Raw genomic sequence first — 17,716 nt, forward strand, 5'->3', positions numbered from 1 at the left:
AACAAATATAAACAACAACTTTAAATAACACACTGCTCAATAGGGCGGTGTTTTAACATGTATTAAAATTGATTAAAACTTGAGCCAAAAATTCAATGCTGGCTATTCCTGACGGAAAATTGACCATTTCTTTGCATTTTTGGTTTGAGTTCTAATGAGTAAACTCTTATTATCCTCGTTTACAGAATGCTACACTCAATAGAGATTTGTAATGGCTCGAATTACTCAAGTACAGAAATTAGAAAACCAAAAGAACTACGATGAAATCGTACTAAACCTTTTTCTGGCTGAAGGACATGAAGCACTAACTTATGCAAGGATTGCGCAAGAAATTGGCATTAGTTTAACGACGCTTCAGGGCTATTATTCATCGACCCGCGCTATCCGCTCAGTGTTACACCAACATATGCTATCGATTGTTATCGAGAGTTTAGACTTCTCTGCAGAAGATAGATTTATTCAATCTTGGCAAAGTGCTCTAGATGATGAACAATTCAGATACGTTATCAAATTAATGTTTTTCCATGCATCACAGGTCAAGAACCCAGAACAATTTGATCTCAGTTCAAACGGTGAATTTCGTGAAAAAATGTTTAAGAGCTTTGGTGCAGACTCGGTTCGTATCCTTGAAACAGTTGTAGGACGTTCAATGTTCTATTTAACGAACTTTAAGCAGCATTAAGTTGAATATTTAAAACATAAAAAAAGGGAGCCCAAAGGCTCCCTTTTCATTTCTATTTTTCAACTAGTTCAGCTTATAGAAGACGGTCGATAACGGCGGTAAACGCAACTCAATCGATGTATCTAAGCCTTCGCTTTCTACTGATTCAATCTCAGCCGTCTGCTTCACTTCAAAGCCACTGCCTGCATAGTCAGCCGAGTCAGTATTCAGCAACAGTGAGTACTTACCTTGTGCTGGAACACCTAAACGGAAGTGCTCATGAGGAACAGGCGTAAAGTTAGAGACTACCAACACGCGCTCGCCAGACTCACTAATACGCTCATGCGCTAGAACACTTGCTTCAGCAGAGTCTTGAAGACGCCATTCGAAGCCTTTTGGATCGAAATCAAGATCGTGCATAGCAGCCTCAGAACGATACAAATTGTTTAAGTCTTTGGTTAAACGCTGTACACCTTGATGGCGTTCATAATCTAGCAAGAACCATTGCAGTTGATCGTCATGATTCCATTCTGCCGTCTGACCAAACTCAGCGCCCATAAAGTTCAGCTTCTTACCCGGCTGCGCATACATGTAACCCATGTAAGCACGCAAGTTCGCTGTTTGTTGCCATTCATCACCAGGCATCTTGTCATGGATAGAACCTTTACCGTAAACCACCTCGTCGTGAGACAGAGACAATACATAGTTCTCACTGTGTGCATAAACCAGTGGGAAGGTAATCGTATCGTGGTGATATTTACGATTGATTGGATCTTCTTGAATGTAAGACAAGCTATCGTGCATCCAACCCATGTTCCACTTAAAGCCAAAGCCTAAGCCACCCATAAAGGTCGGTGCTGAAACACCAGGGAAAGCCGTTGATTCTTCAGCAATCGTCATCGCATTCGGGAAGTGTTTGTACACTTCTTCGTTCATCCACTTAAGGATTGCGATAGCGTCGTAGTTTTCATTGCCGCCGTCAGCATTCGGGATCCATTGGTCATGGCTACGCGAATAATCGAGGTACAACATCGAAGCAACCGCATCAACACGAATGCCATCGATATGGAATTGTTCGAACCAGTACAGAGCGTTTGCCACCAAGAAGCGACGAACATGCTCTTTGCCTAAATCGTAAATGTACGAGTTCCAATCTTGGTGCCAACCACGACGTGGATCGGGATCGTGGAACAATGGCGTACCATCGAAGTTTGCTAAACCGTGATCATCACTTGGGAAGTGAGCAGGAACCCAATCGAGAACCACACCCAAACCAGCTTGGTGACATTGATCGACGAAGAATTTGAAATCATCTGGAGACCCAAAACGACTCGTTGGTGCGAACAAGCCTATTGGCTGATAGCCCCAAGAACCGTAAAACGGATGCTCTGAAACTGGCATCAACTCGACGTGTGTGTAGCCGAGATCCGTTAGGTATGGGATTAGCTCTGCCGCTAGCTCACGGTAGTTTAAAAATTCACCTTCAGCGTTACGCTTCCAAGAACCGGCGTGCAGTTCATAGAACGAAAGTGCCTCTTTACGCTTTTGCGTTATTGGGCGATTCTGCCATTGAGTATCTTGCCACTCGTAGCGAGCGTGATCGTAAGTAACCGATGAAAATGATGGGTATTGCTCTGAGTAGAAACCCCATGGGTCAGCTTTATGTGGTAAGCCTTCGCCATTGGGTCCTTTTAGTTCAAACTTGTATTGAGCGCCTTCTTCCAGTTCAGGAATGAATAGGCCCCACATACCGTAATCTAAGCGTTGCATTGGGTGGCGACGACCATCCCAAGCGTTGAAGTTACCCACCAAACTTGCCGCAGTTGCATGCGGTGCATAGACTAAAAATCGAGTACCCGAAATAACCTGACCATCACGCTCTAAAGTAACAAATTGAGCCCCCATGTGATGATACATATCTTTCGGTGTATGAAGATCTTCGTAGCTAGCATAGAGCTCATGGTACTGATACGGATCATCAATGATCTGCTCTTCCCCAGCCCAATCTACTGCTAACTTGTAGTGGGTAAAACGTAAGTCTCTTTCTTGCTTAAGAATGAAGCCACTTTCACCCTCTCGCGCTAACTCAATACGAGGTTCCTTTCCAACAATCAACTCGACTTTATCCGCCCCTGGAATCCATACGCGCAATGCACCTTGATCAGAAGGTAAGTATGGCCCTAGAAAAGCAAAAGGGTCAGTAAAACAAGCCTGAGATAGTTGGGTATATATTTGTTTTTGCTTTGAAATCGAACTTAGTTCCAAAACGTTTCTCCCTAACCAAACATCCAAAAAATATAATACAAAAATGCCCGCTATTAGTGCGGGCAATATAACGACGGTTTATTCTACCAGATGAGCATTCATTATTGAGTGACCGAGGTTGTAGTTTCGTACGGCGTAAGCAAAAAACCACGTAAATTCAGGCCACTCATAATCATTACTTACCTGCTTTTTCTCGAACGTCTGTCAGCTTAGAAGCGATACGATTTACCCCTTCGTGCGCGAAGATTTCGTCTAAGTTCATCGAGAGTTTACGACGCCAGTTAGGGTACTCATCCACTGTGCCAGGAATATTTACTGGCTTGTCCATCTCTAGCCAATCTTCCAGTTGAACGCTGAGTAGTGTTGAACCACCAGCCGCCACGTGCAACTGAAGTGCTTCAGCAAGATAAGAGTCCATCGGTACTTGGCTTGCATCGCGGCCAACACCTTCAGGTAGGAAACCATGCCATGCTACTGAATCTAAGATACCTTGCTTACACTCAAGACGGTCATCGAACAGAGTTTCTAACTGTTCTGCATCTGGGTATAAACCAATCTCTTGACCCATCTTCAAGTCATCACAGTGCCAGAAGCCACGTAGCGTTGGCATATCGTGAGTACACAGTGCTGCCATCGATTGTGATGCATAGTGTTTTGGTGAGATGAAACCACCATCGTCTTCAGAAGTTTCGAAGAAGAACACTTTGTAAGAATGTACGCCCGCATCCGCTAGAATATCGACAATCTCATCCGGTACCGTTCCTAAATCTTCACCGATAACGCTACATTGGTAACGATGAGACTCAAGCGCCAGAATCGACAGCATATCTTGTACTGGGTAGTAGATGTACGCGCCTTTCGTTGCGTTCTCACCTTTTGGAATCCACCATAAACGCAGCAGACCTAAAACATGGTCAATACGAAGTGCACCACAGTGCTTCATGTTGGCGCGAAGTAGCTTGATGTAAGCGTCGTAGCTGGTTTCTTGAAGTACTTCTGGGTTTAGTGGAGGTAGACCCCAATTCTGACCCAGAGGACCAAGAATATCCGGTGGAGCACCAATGCTCGCATCCATCACTAGGTTGCCTTCATCAGCCCATGTCTCGCTGCCAGAATCTGCAACGCCTACCGCTAAGTCACGGTACAGGCCAACCGCCATGCCTTTCTCTTCTGCAAGAGACTGTGCATCGTTGATCTGGCAATCCGCTATCCATTGCAGGTACATGTAAAGATGTACTTGCTCTAGGTTCTCTTTGATGTATTTCTGTGTTGCTGGGCTATCGAATGTACGGTATTTCTCAGGAAATACTGGCCATCCCCACATACCTGAATCTTCAGCATGTAATTCACCGTGCAATGCATCAAACGCCGCTTGATGCATTAGGCTTTCACCGCCCTCTTCAACGAACGCTAAGAACGCTTGTGCGCGGTCGCTGTTTTTGTCTAGATGACGAGTCTTAAATTCTGCGAATAGCAGAGGTAAGATGCTCATCTTCAGCTCAGACACTTCAGTGTAATTCACCCAGTGCGCTTCACGAGCTTTCTGCAGGCGCTGTTGGAACTCTGCGCTGCCTACGGTTTGTTGTGCTTCTGCACTTAATGCAAATTCAGGTACTGAGCTCACATCAATGTAAAGGATGTTTAACCAACGACGTGAAGACGGGCTGTATGGGCTTGCGCCTTCAGGGTTCGCTGGGAACAATGAGTGAATTGGGTTTAGGCCAACGAAATCACCACCGCGAGACGAGATATCCGCAACAAGCTGTTTTAGATCGCCAAAATCACCAATACCCCAGTTGTGCTGAGTTCTTAGCGTGTAAAGCTGAACACTTGGACCCCAAAGTTTTTTACCTTGCTCGATTGGCGCCTGCTTAAAACACGCTTTTGGCGTAATAATCAGTGTCATCTCGTAAGGCTTTTTACGGCGCTTACGACTCACAATTAGCTTGTGATAACCCCATGCCAAATCACTTGGCAGTGCAAACACTAAAGGGCCACCCTCGGCACGCTCATCACGAACGACTTGAGATTGAAGATAGCCTTCAAGTACCTCTCCTTGCTCGGTCTCTAAGCGCCAGCTGAACTCACTTTCACGAGCACTAACACCTAAATTCAACGCCACTTCTACTGGCTCACCATCACGCAAGACAAGAACTGGGTCTAGTACATCTTTTTTGTGTTTTCTTTCTGCTGATTTAAGCAGAGCATCATCGCTGCTTGTATCGTAGCCCAATGAAGCCAATAGAGACGTAATCGTTTCGTCTGATACCTGTGCTTCATCGCCCCACGCACTAACGTAACTGTCGGCAATATTTGCCATTTCTGCGACTTGTTTTAATACGGTCTGTTCTTTCATCGCTCTCTCCGAAAACGTTCTAACGCTTTCAATTTTTGTAGGGTTGTCTATTTAATTTTTTACTAATCAATTAGCTTGTGACAATCAGTTTGTAAGCATTGCTATCTGAATAAGCCGTCTGTTTGCTCACAAGCTAATTGAGCCAAGACAGAAACTGCCTTGGCTACTTTTAGAACTATTAACGTTTAACGGCTTCTAGTTTCCAGATGTTGTTCACGTAATCGCGGATTGAGCGATCTGATGTGAACTTACCAACCAATGCTGTGTTAAGAATCGCTTTCTTAGCCCAACCTGCTTGGTCTTTGTATTGCGTGCCCATGTCTTCGTGTGCTTTCACATAAGATGCGAAGTCAGCTAGACATAGGTAAGGGTCACCGCCGTCTAGTAGGCTATCAAACGTTGCACGTAGAAGGCCGGGTTGACCTGGAGAGAACTCATCGCCAGTCAATAAATCCAGAGAAGCTTTCAGTAGTGGGTCTGCATTGTAGTAGTCGTATGGGTTGTAACCCTGAGCTTTCAATGCAACAACACCGTCAACGTCTAGGCCGAAGATGTAGATGTTTTCATCACCAACTTCTTCACGAATCTCAACGTTTGCACCATCCATCGTACCGATAGTTAGAGCGCCGTTTAGAGCCATCTTCATGTTGCCCGTACCCGATGCTTCTTTACCAGCCAGTGAGATTTGCTGAGAAACGTCTGCTGCAGGGATGATGATTTCAGCCATGCTTACACGGTAGTCAGGGATAAATACCACTTTCAGCTTGTTACCGATGCGAGGATCGTTGTTGATCTTCTCTGCAATCTTGTTAACCGCGAAGATGATTTCTTTTGCTAGGTGGTAACCCGGTGCTGCTTTCGCTGCGAAGAAACATACGCGTGGCTCACACTCGAAACCAGGTTCATTAAGAATGCGGTGGTACAGAGACAGAATGTGTAGCAAATCTAGGTGTTGACGCTTGTATTCGTGTAGACGCTTGATTTGTACGTCGAAGATAGCGTTAGTATCTAGTTCGATACCCATGTTTTCTTGAACCCAATCAGCAAGACGCTGTTTGTTTTCTTTCTTAACAGCCATGAATTCTTTTTGGAATTTCGCGTCTGTTGCAAACTTAGCGATGCCTTCAAGCTGCTCAAGTTTTGCTGGCCACTCAGTGCCGATCTTACCAGTGATTAGCGTAGATAGACCTGGGTTACAGAACTTCAACCAACGACGTGGCGTGATGCCGTTCGTTACGTTAGTCAGTTTACCTGGGAAGATTTCGTTGAACTCAGGGAACAAGTCTTTCTTAACCAGTTGAGAGTGAAGTGCAGCTACACCGTTTACTTTGTAAGAACCAATCACACATAGGTTTGCCATGCGAACCATACGGTGGAAACCTTCTTGGATGATAGAAAGCTTCGCTTGCTTCTCACCGTCACCAGGCCACATCTTGCGAACTTCTTGCATGAAGCGGTGGTTGATTTCAAAAATGATTTCCATGTGACGCGGAAGAAGACGGTTGATCAAAGATTCAGACCAAGTCTCTAGCGCTTCTGGAAGTAGCGTGTGGTTCGTGTATGCGAACGTATGAGCACTGATTTCCCATGCTTGCTCCCAAGATAGACCTTTCTCGTCAATTAGGATGCGCATTAGCTCAGGAATCGCGATCGTTGGGTGCGTATCGTTAAGCTGAATCGTTTCTTGTTTAGGCAGATCTTCTAGAGAGAAACCTGCTGCTTCGTGACGACGTAGAATATCGCGAACAGACGCTGCTGAGTGGAAGTACTGCTGCATTAGGCGCAGTGTCTTACCTTTCTCGTGGTTGTCGTTCGGGTAAAGTACTTTAGTGATGTTACCTGCATCGATTAGCGAGTGTTGCGCTTCGAAGTAATCACCGTTGTTGAAGCTTGCTAGTGAGAATGGTGCAATTGCCTGACATTCCCAAAGACGCAGCGGGTAAACCGTGTTTGACTCGTAACCTACGATAGGTAGATCCCAAGGCATTGCTTTTACTTCCATACCTGGAACCCAAGTACGAACTTCTTTACCGTCGATGTATTCAACTTCTACATGACCGTAAAAACCAATGTGTTGTGCTAGTTCTGGACGAGCCACTTCCCATGGGTAACCTTCAACACCGCGCCACGCGTCTGGTGCTTCTTGTTGGCGACCGTCTTGGAAAGACTGTTTGAATAGACCGTATTCGTAGTGAAGACCGTAACCTACTGTTGGGTATTCTTGAGCGGCACAAGAATCCATGAAACAAGCAGCAAGACGACCAAGACCACCATTACCGAGTGATGGGTCGCGCTCTTCTTCTAGAAGGTCTGTTAGGTTTTGACCTAGCTCTTCCATTGCATGAGTGATCTCTTCGTATAGACCCATGCTGATTAGGTTGTTACCTGTAAGGCGACCAATCAAAAACTCTAATGAAAGGTAGTTAACGCTTTTCGCGTTTTTAATTTTTTCATCATTTTCAGTTTCTAGCAGGTCGAATGTTGTGAGTTCTGCTAATGCGCGACCCATTGCTAGGTACCATGCGCGGCTATCCGCGTTTTCAATCGTTGTTGCGTAGGTTGCAGATAAATGCTTCTTAACGCTTTCTTGGAACGACACTTTATCGAAAGTTTTTTGCTGAGTTGGTTTCATTTCAGAAATCTCGCTTTTAATAGTTCTAATTCATCTGTGACATATCGTGCATGGTCACCATTAACTAAACATCCTCCCGCCCGTACGACTAACTAGGAGTAGATGATAGGGCGTAGGGGGCGTACCGACATAGGGTTAGTGATCTGACTCTCATGTTCTGAATGAGAACAAAAACTTGGAGTGACTGGGATCACAAGCTCCCGTTCGATAACTTAACTTCAAATGATGTGACTTTTATTTAACCCAATTGAAGTCATTGCCAAATCTGAGTTTCAGATCACGAAAATATTTTCCGCCTCTCATCTTTTGCAGAGAAACATGTGTAGGTAAGGACAAAGTCACATTCACAAACCACCCCGCAAAGTGAGCAAAGTCACAAATAAAGGGCGTAGAACACTAAAAACATGCAGGAGTGCAAGGTTTCTGAGGAGGATCATAGTCGGTAACGTTTTGCTTCACGTAATATGAGTAAAGACTTAAGTAATCAGGCTAATATCATTGGACTGTACTCAACGATAGATTGAGATATTCCAGAACATAGCCACGGAATAGGTGTAAAACTTCGACATGTGGATCCCTTCGAAACTGACTCGTCCCGGCCGCTTACACAATGCAATCCTGCGACCTAGAGTTCTCGATCTGCTTCAGAATGCAGATTGCTACAAGCTCGTATTGTTCCGCTCTCCTGCGGGGTATGGCAAGACCACTATGGCTGCGCAATGGCTGGTAGATAAACCCAATGTGGGTTGGTACAGCATTGACGATAGTGACAATGATGCCTTTCGCTATATCAACTACTTACTTCAATCTCTTAACAAAGCGACTCAAAATGCCTGTCCTAATGCCCAAAAATTGGCAGAAAAGCGACAGTTCTCATCACTGCATTCTTTGTTAAGCGAAGTATTCGCCGAGATGTCTGAATTCCACCAAGAATGTTTCCTTGTGCTGGATGACTACCACTTAGTTAATAACGATGACATTCACGAGGCGATGCGCTTTTTCCTCAAGCACATGCCCGACAATCTAACGCTTGTTGTGACTAGCCGTGGGACACCACCACTTGGCACCGCAAACCTCCGCGTTCGTGATTTGATGATTGAAATTGGCAACGACTCTCTGGCTTTTGATACAGAAGAGACGACGCGCTTCTTCAATCAACGTGTCGCCGATGGCGTAGATGACACAACCGCTGGCAGTATCTGTACTTATGTTGAGGGGTGGCCTTCGGCGTTACAGCTTATTGCCCTTCAAGCTCAACATCAAAAACGCACGCTGGCACAGTCTGCTGAATCTTTCTCTCACTTTAACCATGCCCACCTTTGGGATTACTTGGTTGAAGAAGTATTCGACCTGCTAGACAAAGAAACCCGACAATTCTTGATGCAGTGTTCAGTGCTTGATCATTTCAATGACGAATTAGTCTGCGCGCTTACACAACGTGAAGACGCGCTGGGTATGATCGAATCACTCAACCGATTTGGCTTATTCATCTACCCTCTTGAAGGCGAGAAGAACTGGTACCGATTCCACAATCTGTTCGGTGAATTTCTTGCCCACGAACGCCAAGCTCGAATTCCACAACAAGAAGCCGAGTTGCACAGAAGTGCCGCTAAAGCATGGATCAAACAGAAAACGCCTCATCAAGCACTGCGACATGCACAACGTGCTGAAGATCCAGAACTGATCATTCAAATCCTGACGGAACACGGTTGGCCGATGTTCAACCAGGGTGAGTTATCTTCGTTAGAGATGGCGATCAAACAGCTAACCACGGATCAGCTATACAGTGAGCCGAAGCTATCGATGCTGCGCGCTTGGCTGGCACAAAGTCAGCATCGCTATGATCAAGTGGGCACTCTTTTAGAAGAAGCGGAAACGCAGTATCAAGCTCGAAACATCGAACTGGATACTCAGCAACAAGGTCAATACAACGCCCTGCGTGCGCAAGTTGCTATTAACAGCAATGAGCCAGAGAAAGCATTGGAATTAGCTGAGCTTTCGTTGAGTCAGTTGAACACCACCGTTTATCGTAGCCGCATTGTTGCGACCTCTGTTGTTGGTGAAGTGAACCACGTAATGGGTAACCTGAGCCGTGCTCTGCCGATGATGCAACAAACGGAGAAACTGGCTCGCCAGTATCAGGTTTACCATCAAGCACTGTGGGCAATTCTGCAACAGAGCGAAATCCTGATTGCTCAAGGTTATGTTCAAGCGGCCTTTGAGCTGCAAGACAGCGCGTTCAAATTGATTGAAGAACACCAGCTGCAATACGTGCCTCTGCATGAGTTCTTACTGCGTGTTCGAGCTCAAATCTTCTGGTGCTGGAACCGATTAGATGAAGCGGAAGAGTGTTGTTACAAGGGCTTAGACATCCTTGGCCACCACTCACCAAGTAAGCACCTGCACAGCTATTCAATGTTGGCTCGCATATCGCTTAGCCGTGGTGAAATTGATAAAGCATCTAAGTTTATCGACCAAATTCAGCACTTGTTACGCCAATCAACTTACCACGTGGATTGGACAGCGAATGCATCACTTTCATTGATCTTATTCTGGCAGGTAAAAGGTGATAAAGACGCCATCCGTGACTGGCTAAGTGTTGCAGTTCGTCCTGAATCGGCGAGTAACCACTTCTGCCAGCTTCAGTGGCGAAACATCGTAAGATCTCACATCATTCTTGAACAATATGAAGAAGCGGAAGAAGCGCTGACCTTCCTGAAAAGCGAAGCACAGCGTTCACACCTGATCACGGATACCAATAGAAACTTGATTGTTGAAGCCGTGCTGCGCACACAGATCAACGATGAAGACAGCGCTCGTTTATTGCTTGAAGAAGCGCTTCATATGACCAATCAAACCGGAATGGTAGGTAACTTTTTGGTCGACGGTGGCACTATCGGGCACATATTGGATAAGTTGAGTAGCAAGCCAGGCCTAGGCGATTTAGAACGTCACCGTGCTCAGCAGATCATGAAAGATATCTCGACGACTCAACGTAGCCGTTCGGTTCATTTTGACGAAGACTTTGTGGAGAATCTGGTTAATCACCCGAATATTCCAGAACTTGTGCGCACTAGCCCACTCACCCAGCGGGAATGGCAGGTGCTTGGTCTGATCTACTCTGGATTCAGTAATGAGCAGATCGCTCAAGAACTTGACGTAGCAGGTACGACTATCAAGACTCACATCCGTAACCTTTACCAAAAGCTTAACATTGCCAACCGTAAAGAAGCGATCAGCACAGCAGAAAACTTGTTGCAGTTGATGGGATACTAAAACGGATTCGAGATTCGTGAGAAAGCAGAAGCTAGTCACTAATGGTGGCTGGCTTTTTTTTCGCTTGGACATTCAGGAAATAGCAGACAACAGAGAGCAGAGAACCAAATGACAGGCAAAAAAATAGCCAACCGCAATAATCGCGATTGGCTCTATATATATGTGAACAAATCAAAAGTTCACTAACAACGTCAGTTGGCTAGGTGACCCTCGGCTTAAGAAGGGTCAATCTATACAATGCAGTTAGCGTGCCAACTTTAATTTGGCGTTTTATAAGCTCTGCATCGCATAAAACCCTCGAATTTAACATGCGAATTGCAAAGTGCATTTGCATAATGCAACCACGATGCAATATCGATAAGATACCAGTTTCATCAATACCCTTAATGACAAATCACTAAGTGCTTGTATTTTAAATATTAGGCAAATGTTCACTTCAACTTATTGCCTTACAATTAAGAAGGTAATAAAAGCGCCTCGCTAAAGGCATATTCATACTTTTTTTACACTAAAGTTTGTATACTGCACAAAATCACCCTCAACTCTATGAAGCAATGAACTACTTAAGTACTTTTTTCAAAGGCATGGCAATGGGCGCAGCCGACGTTGTCCCTGGCGTGTCGGGCGGAACCATCGCATTCATCACTGGTATTTACGATACGCTGCTAGAAAGCATTCGCAGAATTAACCCTAGCGTTCTTGGCTTATGGAAACGCGAAGGCTTCAAAGCTGCGTTTAACCACATCAACGGATTTTTCCTGATTTCACTGTTCGCTGGCGTTTTCACCAGTATTGCGACATTCGCAAAACTGATTTCTTGGTTATTGGTCACGCACCCGGTTCCTTTGTGGTCGTTCTTCTTTGGCCTTATCCTGGTGTCGGTTTTCCATATTCTTAAGCAAGTAGAAAAGCGCGATATGATTCGATTCGTATTTTTGCTGCTTGGTGTTGCCTTCGCTTATAGCATTACTGTGCTTAAGCCTCTGCAAATGGAGCCAACGAGTATAAACCTGCTGATTGCGGGCGCGATTGCGATATGTGCCATGATCTTACCTGGTATCTCCGGCAGCTTTATTCTATTACTGATAGGCATGTACAGCCCTGTGTTAGGTGCCGTAAAAGAGTTCCAAATCGATGTGCTTGCGCTATTTCTTAGCGGCTGTGTGCTTGGGCTATTAACCTTCTCACACGTACTTTCATGGCTACTACGCTCATTCCGCGATTTCACATTGGTGTTCTTAACCGGTTTGATGATTGGCACGCTACCTAAGATCTGGCCTTGGAAAGAGACCATCAGCTGGCGCACTAACTCAAAAGGTGAACAAGTTCCTCTGATTCAAGAAAACCTATCGCCATTCGACTTTGAAGCAGTGACCTCTCAGCCTTCTCAGTTGGTGTTGGCAATTGTGATGATGCTTGTAGCGATTGCTCTGGTCCTTGGGTTAGAGAAATTTGCAGAGCGCAACGCGGACTAGCTATTCAGAAAACAAATGGGAAACGTGTTACATGGATGAGTCCCGTAAATACTGAGTTCAACATCCCTATTATTTAAATAAAAGCGAAGCCTATGGCTTCGCTTTTTTAGTTCTACCATACGCACAAAATTGCTTTTTGATACAAGCACGTATTGAGGGGTGTGATAACATCGCCGCTCTTATAAAATTAGATGAGAACACGACATGCACTCTGCATTAAAGGTTGCTGCTCTTGGGATCGCTCTCGTGGCAGGCTTTTATGGGCCGCAAGCAATTCAGCAATTTAAATCAGCGATGGAGCAAGCCTCTGCTGACGTTAACTTAGATGATTACTGCATGCTTTCAACCACATCGTGTGAGCAAAATGCGGTTGCGATGACACTCGATAGTGAAACAGCTCAGCCACTCGTTCCAAGCAAAATCAAAGTAGTTTGGGAAGGCGCAGCTTCTGACACATTAATGCTGTCACTTATTGGCTTAGAGATGGAAATGGGATCTGCGCGTTTTCAATTAAAGAGCATTGGCAATAATACCTATGAAGGTGATGTAATTTTACCTGTATGTACTTTAGATAAAATGACATGGGTCGGTGAGCTCACTGATGGTGTCGATACTGTAAACCCTGCAATAAGGATGGCAAGATGAGTAGAAATTGGTCGTTAGCATTGGTTGTCGCTTTTGTACTTGGCTTTGGTGTCAAAAGCTATCTTGATGGACAAAACGAAGTTCAAGAACAACACGCAGCAAAACAAGAGTTCTCCGCAACGACTCTTTTCGGCAAGGACAACCAGCCAACGAAAATCTTTGACCAAACCGATGACAGAATTCGTATCGTTTACTTCGGTTTCACACGTTGCCCAGATGTCTGCCCGACTTCTTTGGCGATGTTAGCCGGAGCACTTAACCAAGTCTCTGACGAAGCAAAAGCGAAAATTCGCCCGATGTTTGTTTCGCTTGATCCTGAACGTGATGCAGCAGAAGCCTCTTACGAATACGCGCAATACTTCCATCCAATGATGGAAGGGTTAAGTGGCCCGTTAGATGTAACAACAACGCTTGCGCATAACTACGGTGTTATTTTCAGAAAAACAAAGCTTGAAGGTTCAGAGTTGGAATACACCCTCGACCACAGCTCATATTTTTATTTTTTAAAGCCCGACGGCACACTGATTACCAAAGTGCCGCATACGTTAACGCCAGCGCCAATTGTTGAGGCCATCAACAAATTGACGCAGTAAAACGTAAAAATAAAGAACTTACTCAATAAAGTTCGAACTAAAAAAGTCAGGTCCCAGACCAAAACATAAAAACTAAGGACAACAACATGAAGTTAAAAGCTCTTGCTCTAGCAGGCTTACTGCTTGCACCTCTTGCTCATGCTAAAGGTGACATTATGGTTCACGACGCTTACGCTCGCGCAACACCACCTTCAGCGGTCAACAGCGCTGTTTTCACCACCCTAATGAACCACAGCGATAAAGAACGCTCTATCGTAGCGGCAACGACACCTGCAGCAGGTAAAGTAGAACTTCATGATGTCATCATGGATGGCGATGTAATGAAAATGCGCCAAGTTCAGCAGATCACGATCCCTGCAAATGGTGAAGCGGTACTTAAACCGGGCAGCCTACACATCATGTTATTCGATCTAGCAAGCAGCTTAAAAGAAGGCGAGAAAATCGAAATGACACTGACTTACGCAAACGGTGAAACTCAGACATTCGATGCACCAGTGAAGAAAGTAATGAGCGGCATGAAAAAGATGGATCACGATCATCACTAATTTGGCACCACTTGATGTTCAACGATACTGATTATAAGTAGAAGTGAATATTAGACAAAAATTAGACAAAATTAAGCCACGATGACTTCTCGCCATCGTGGCTTTTTGTTAAACTGGGTTCGCTTTCTATTTGAAGCCTGAACCCATTAATAACCCAAGGAGAATAGAAGATGATTGTAATCAAAACACTAAAACTGGCAGTAAAAGTAACGCGTTAATTTGTTTGGTTAATCCAACTTAAATATCGATCGACCAACATCTCGTCACCCGTTGACTACCGCACACTTTTACCCGGTTTGCTATTGATCCGTAAGAGATCAATCTCTCATGCCAATAGCGCATGACTAAATCCGGGGTCCTATCTATTTGAATTCGACCCAAGCTCAAACATTTTTGACGTCTCGACGCTTTTTAATCTCAGCAATACTTTTTGGTCTCATTACCTCTTTTGATCTCATCAACAAATAAGAGGTCTCACAAGATGTTAATGCTCTCACAAGAAAAGAAAGCTCGCACGTCTGGGTAAATAAACATGAATTCACAAACAGCATTTTCTCATCCAATGTCACTTCAACAGCTTGGATGGCAACCTGTATTTCAGCAACAACTGACACTCGAAGACTATGACAACTCCGTCATTGCTCGTATTACCGCACACCATCGCAGCGGCTATACTCTGGCGTCAGAACAAGGCGAAATCGTTCTACCCGTTCATCAAAACCAGCCAGCAATGACGGTTGGAGACTGGGTGATATTAAACGCTGAGCTACAATTCGACCGCTTGCTAGAACGTCAGTCGATCTTCAGCCGTAAAGCGGCGGGCAGTCGCGTAGCAGAACAGTACATTTCAGCCAATATCGATACCGTGTTTATCGTGGTCTCGTTAAACAATGACTTTAATCTGAGCCGCATCGAACGCTATCTAGCGCTCGCCAACGAAGCGCAGGTTGAAGCGGTTATCGTCCTCACTAAGAAAGACTTGTGTGACGACTACGAAGACAAAGTACAACAAGTGCAAAGCTTAGATTCGATGTTGATGATCGAAGCGGTGAACAGCCTAGACCAAGACTCGACTCAAGTATTGTCGCCTTGGTGTAAAACAGGCAAGACCGTTGCTTTAATGGGTTCATCCGGTGTAGGTAAATCGACCTTGGTCAACTCGTTGCTTGGTGACTTTCAGCAAGCTACTGGTGGCATTCGAGAAGACGACAGTAAAGGTCGCCACACGACAACATCACGATCATTGCATTTATTGTCATCTGGAGGCTTGTTGTTAGATACACCGGGAATGCGTGAGCTACAACTCGCCGATTGTGCCGAGGGTGTAAGTGAAACATTTTCCGATGTGGAAGAGTTAGCCATGCATTGTCGCTTCTCTGATTGCAGCCATGAGTCAGAACCAGGATGCGCAATACGCAGAGCCATTGAAAGCGGTGAGCTTTCTGAAAGACGATTCTCTAACTATGAGAAGCTACTCAGAGAGCAAGCAAGAAATGGAGCGTCATTGGCAGAACAGAGAGCGAGCAGTAAACAGCTTTCTAAAATGTACAAAACCGTGCAATCAGAGAGCCGTAATATCAAGAAATCGTCTAAATAGCCGTTTCTTAGAGTAGGTTTTACAGCACATAATTAAGCCCCATGTCCCTAACGTGCCTTAGCTTATCTAGCTTATTAACGCATTAGGCTTGGGGCTTTTTTGTATCAGCGGGGTTTCTTTGCATCAACAGGGCTTCTTTGTATTAACAGGAACTCGATGGGATCATTTCTGCACACAATGATCTCGTGATTGGACACTGACACCACTCTCACCAGAACATTGACCCGAATGAGTATTATCACACAGATTTATATCTCAATCAGAGTACAAAAATTTAACATTTAGCTCTAAAAACACCACGTAGCGCAAACAATCACCCTAAATCTAAACTATTCCTAGACACTCCGTAGGATCCCGCTAATATGACCGCCCATTCCACTAGTGTATAGTTGGATTTGGTACAACTTTATAAAAAGATACATCACTATAATAAATTAACAATTGCAGGTATTTTATGCAAAATCACAACATGTTCGCCCGCATCGCTCGTGGAAATCTCGTTCTACAGATCCTTGCTGGTATTGTTTTCGGTGTCGTTCTCGCCATGGTTTCTCCATCAGCTGCTCAAGATGCAGGTCTACTAGGTAGTCTGTTTGTTGGTGCGCTGAAAGCTGTAGCCCCAATTTTAGTCTTCATTCTTGTAGCAGCTTCTATCGCAAACCAAAAGAAAGGTCAGCATACTCATATGCGTCCAATCATTGTGCTTTACCTGATTGGTACGTTCTCTGCTGCACTAACAGCAGTAGTATTGAGCTTCATGTTCCCAACCACGTTGACTCTGGTTGCTGGTGCTGAAGGTGCTAATCCTCCTCAAGGTATTGCTGAAGTTCTTCATACCCTTCTATTCAAGCTTGTCGATAACCCAGTTAGCGCGCTAATGAACGCGAACTACATCGGTATTCTTGCTTGGGCAATCGGTCTTGGCCTTGCACTGCACCACGCATCTGCAACAACCAAAGCGGTTTTCGAAGACCTAAGCCACAGTGTTTCACACATTGTTCGCTTCATTATCCGTCTTGCACCATTTGGTATCTTCGGTCTTGTTTCAACTACCTTCGCAACAACAGGCTTCGATGCACTGGCAAGCTACGGTCAACTGCTAGCAGTTCTTCTAAGCTCAATGCTGATCATCGCACTTGTGGTTAACCCTCTGCTTGTCTTTGTGAAAACAAAACAGAACCCATACCCACTTGTACTGCAATGTATTCGTGAGTCTGGTGTAACGGCATTCTTCACTCGTTCAAGTGCTGCAAACATCCCAGTGAACATGAACCTTTGTAAGAAGCTAGAACTAGATGAAGATACTTACTCTGTATCTATCCCTCTAGGCGCAACGATCAACATGGCGGGTGCTGCAATCACCATCACTGTGTTAACACTTGCAGCTGTACACACAATGGGTATTGAGATTGATATCTTCACTGCAATCCTACTAAGCCTTGTTGCTGCTGTATCTGCATGTGGCGCATCAGGTGTTGCTGGCGGTTCACTACTGCTTATCCCACTAGCATGTGGCCTATTCGGTATCTCAAACGATGTAGCGATGCAGGTTGTAGCGGTTGGTTTCATTATCGGTGTGATTCAAGATTCAGCTGAAACAGCGCTTAACAGCTCAACAGACGTCGTGTTCACTGCGGCTGTATGTAAAGCTGAGCAAAACAAAGCTTAATA

General features: G+C 44.9%; 11 protein-coding genes. 8 read left to right on the plus strand and 3 right to left on the minus strand.

All coding sequences use genetic code 11. The features are described 5' to 3' along the window. Nucleotides 1-211: 211 nt before the first annotated feature. Nucleotides 212-682, plus strand: coding sequence for a TetR/AcrR family transcriptional regulator (locus QWZ07_RS04185; RefSeq protein WP_192853474.1), 471 nt, complete (start codon nucleotides 212-214; stop codon nucleotides 680-682). Nucleotides 683-745: 63 nt separating this feature from the next. On the opposite strand, the gene glgB is transcribed toward QWZ07_RS04185, so the two are convergent. The 3 genes from glgB to QWZ07_RS04200 all read right to left on the minus strand — a co-directional run bounded on the left by glgB (nucleotide 746) and on the right by QWZ07_RS04200 (nucleotide 7,914). Next, nucleotides 746-2,926: a 1,4-alpha-glucan branching protein GlgB gene (gene glgB / locus QWZ07_RS04190; protein ID WP_192853473.1), complete on the minus strand. Its 2,181-nt coding sequence runs from the start codon at nucleotides 2,924-2,926 to the stop codon at nucleotides 746-748. A 175-nt stretch (nucleotides 2,927-3,101) separates the two neighbouring features. Continuing rightward, on the minus strand, nucleotides 3,102-5,282 hold the full coding sequence (gene malQ / locus QWZ07_RS04195) for a 4-alpha-glucanotransferase (RefSeq protein WP_065104447.1): 2,181 nt from the start codon (nucleotides 5,280-5,282) through the stop codon (nucleotides 3,102-3,104). Between the two features lie 178 nt (nucleotides 5,283-5,460). After that, the gene (locus tag QWZ07_RS04200) at nucleotides 5,461-7,914 is read right to left on the minus strand and encodes a glycogen/starch/alpha-glucan phosphorylase (RefSeq protein ID WP_102307600.1); all 2,454 of its coding nucleotides are present in this window, start codon (nucleotides 7,912-7,914) and stop codon (nucleotides 5,461-5,463) included. Between the two features lie 567 nt (nucleotides 7,915-8,481). Here QWZ07_RS04200 and malT point away from each other — a divergent pair. From malT to sstT, 7 genes are all read left to right on the plus strand, one after another. Next, nucleotides 8,482-11,190: an HTH-type transcriptional regulator MalT gene (gene malT / locus QWZ07_RS04205; protein WP_192853472.1), complete on the plus strand. Its 2,709-nt coding sequence runs from the start codon at nucleotides 8,482-8,484 to the stop codon at nucleotides 11,188-11,190. Between the two features lie 554 nt (nucleotides 11,191-11,744). After that, the gene (locus QWZ07_RS04210; RefSeq protein ID WP_076668414.1) at nucleotides 11,745-12,665 is read left to right on the plus strand and encodes a polyprenyl-phosphate transporter; all 921 of its coding nucleotides are present in this window, start codon (nucleotides 11,745-11,747) and stop codon (nucleotides 12,663-12,665) included. 204 nt (nucleotides 12,666-12,869) lie between these two features. After that, a complete protein-coding gene (locus tag QWZ07_RS04215) occupies nucleotides 12,870-13,310 on the plus strand; it encodes a hypothetical protein (RefSeq protein ID WP_065104445.1) in 441 nt (146 codons plus the stop codon). Beyond that, nucleotides 13,307-13,903 (plus strand): SCO family protein, encoded by a 597-nt coding sequence (locus QWZ07_RS04220; RefSeq protein ID WP_192853471.1) that lies wholly within the window; start codon nucleotides 13,307-13,309, stop codon nucleotides 13,901-13,903. The genes QWZ07_RS04215 and QWZ07_RS04220 overlap by 4 nt, the downstream gene beginning before the upstream one ends. Nucleotides 13,904-13,989: 86 nt before the next feature. Next, nucleotides 13,990-14,448 (plus strand): copper chaperone PCu(A)C, encoded by a 459-nt coding sequence (locus QWZ07_RS04225; protein ID WP_017108936.1) that lies wholly within the window; start codon nucleotides 13,990-13,992, stop codon nucleotides 14,446-14,448. 532 nt (nucleotides 14,449-14,980) lie between these two features. Continuing rightward, the gene (gene rsgA / locus QWZ07_RS04230) at nucleotides 14,981-16,045 is read left to right on the plus strand and encodes a ribosome small subunit-dependent GTPase A (protein WP_192853470.1); all 1,065 of its coding nucleotides are present in this window, start codon (nucleotides 14,981-14,983) and stop codon (nucleotides 16,043-16,045) included. A gap of 454 nt (nucleotides 16,046-16,499) precedes the next feature. After that, nucleotides 16,500-17,714 carry a serine/threonine transporter SstT gene (sstT, locus tag QWZ07_RS04235; RefSeq protein ID WP_017108934.1) on the plus strand — a complete coding sequence of 405 codons (1,215 nt, stop codon included), beginning with the start codon at nucleotides 16,500-16,502 and terminating at the stop codon, nucleotides 17,712-17,714. Nucleotides 17,715-17,716: the final 2 nt, after the last annotated feature.

It is taken from the genome of Vibrio lentus, assembly GCF_030409755.1.
Classification (GTDB): Bacteria; Pseudomonadota; Gammaproteobacteria; order Enterobacterales; family Vibrionaceae; genus Vibrio; species Vibrio lentus.

What these genes read in the sequence shown, in the direction of transcription:
- QWZ07_RS04185 (WP_192853474.1), top strand. Translation starts at nt 212, where the DNA reads ATGGCTCGAATTACTCAAGTACAGAAATTAGAAAACCAAAAGAACTAC.
- malQ (WP_065104447.1), bottom strand. Translation starts at nt 5,282, where the DNA reads ATGAAAGAACAGACCGTATTAAAACAAGTCGCAGAAATGGCAAATATT.
- QWZ07_RS04200 (WP_102307600.1), bottom strand. Translation starts at nt 7,914, where the DNA reads ATGAAACCAACTCAGCAAAAAACTTTCGATAAAGTGTCGTTCCAAGAA.
- malT (WP_192853472.1), top strand. Translation starts at nt 8,482, where the DNA reads ATGTGGATCCCTTCGAAACTGACTCGTCCCGGCCGCTTACACAATGCA.
- QWZ07_RS04210 (WP_076668414.1), top strand. Translation starts at nt 11,745, where the DNA reads ATGAACTACTTAAGTACTTTTTTCAAAGGCATGGCAATGGGCGCAGCC.
- QWZ07_RS04215 (WP_065104445.1), top strand. Translation starts at nt 12,870, where the DNA reads ATGCACTCTGCATTAAAGGTTGCTGCTCTTGGGATCGCTCTCGTGGCA.
- QWZ07_RS04220 (WP_192853471.1), top strand. Translation starts at nt 13,307, where the DNA reads ATGAGTAGAAATTGGTCGTTAGCATTGGTTGTCGCTTTTGTACTTGGC.
- QWZ07_RS04225 (WP_017108936.1), top strand. Translation starts at nt 13,990, where the DNA reads ATGAAGTTAAAAGCTCTTGCTCTAGCAGGCTTACTGCTTGCACCTCTT.
- rsgA (WP_192853470.1), top strand. Translation starts at nt 14,981, where the DNA reads ATGAATTCACAAACAGCATTTTCTCATCCAATGTCACTTCAACAGCTT.
- sstT (WP_017108934.1), top strand. Translation starts at nt 16,500, where the DNA reads ATGCAAAATCACAACATGTTCGCCCGCATCGCTCGTGGAAATCTCGTT.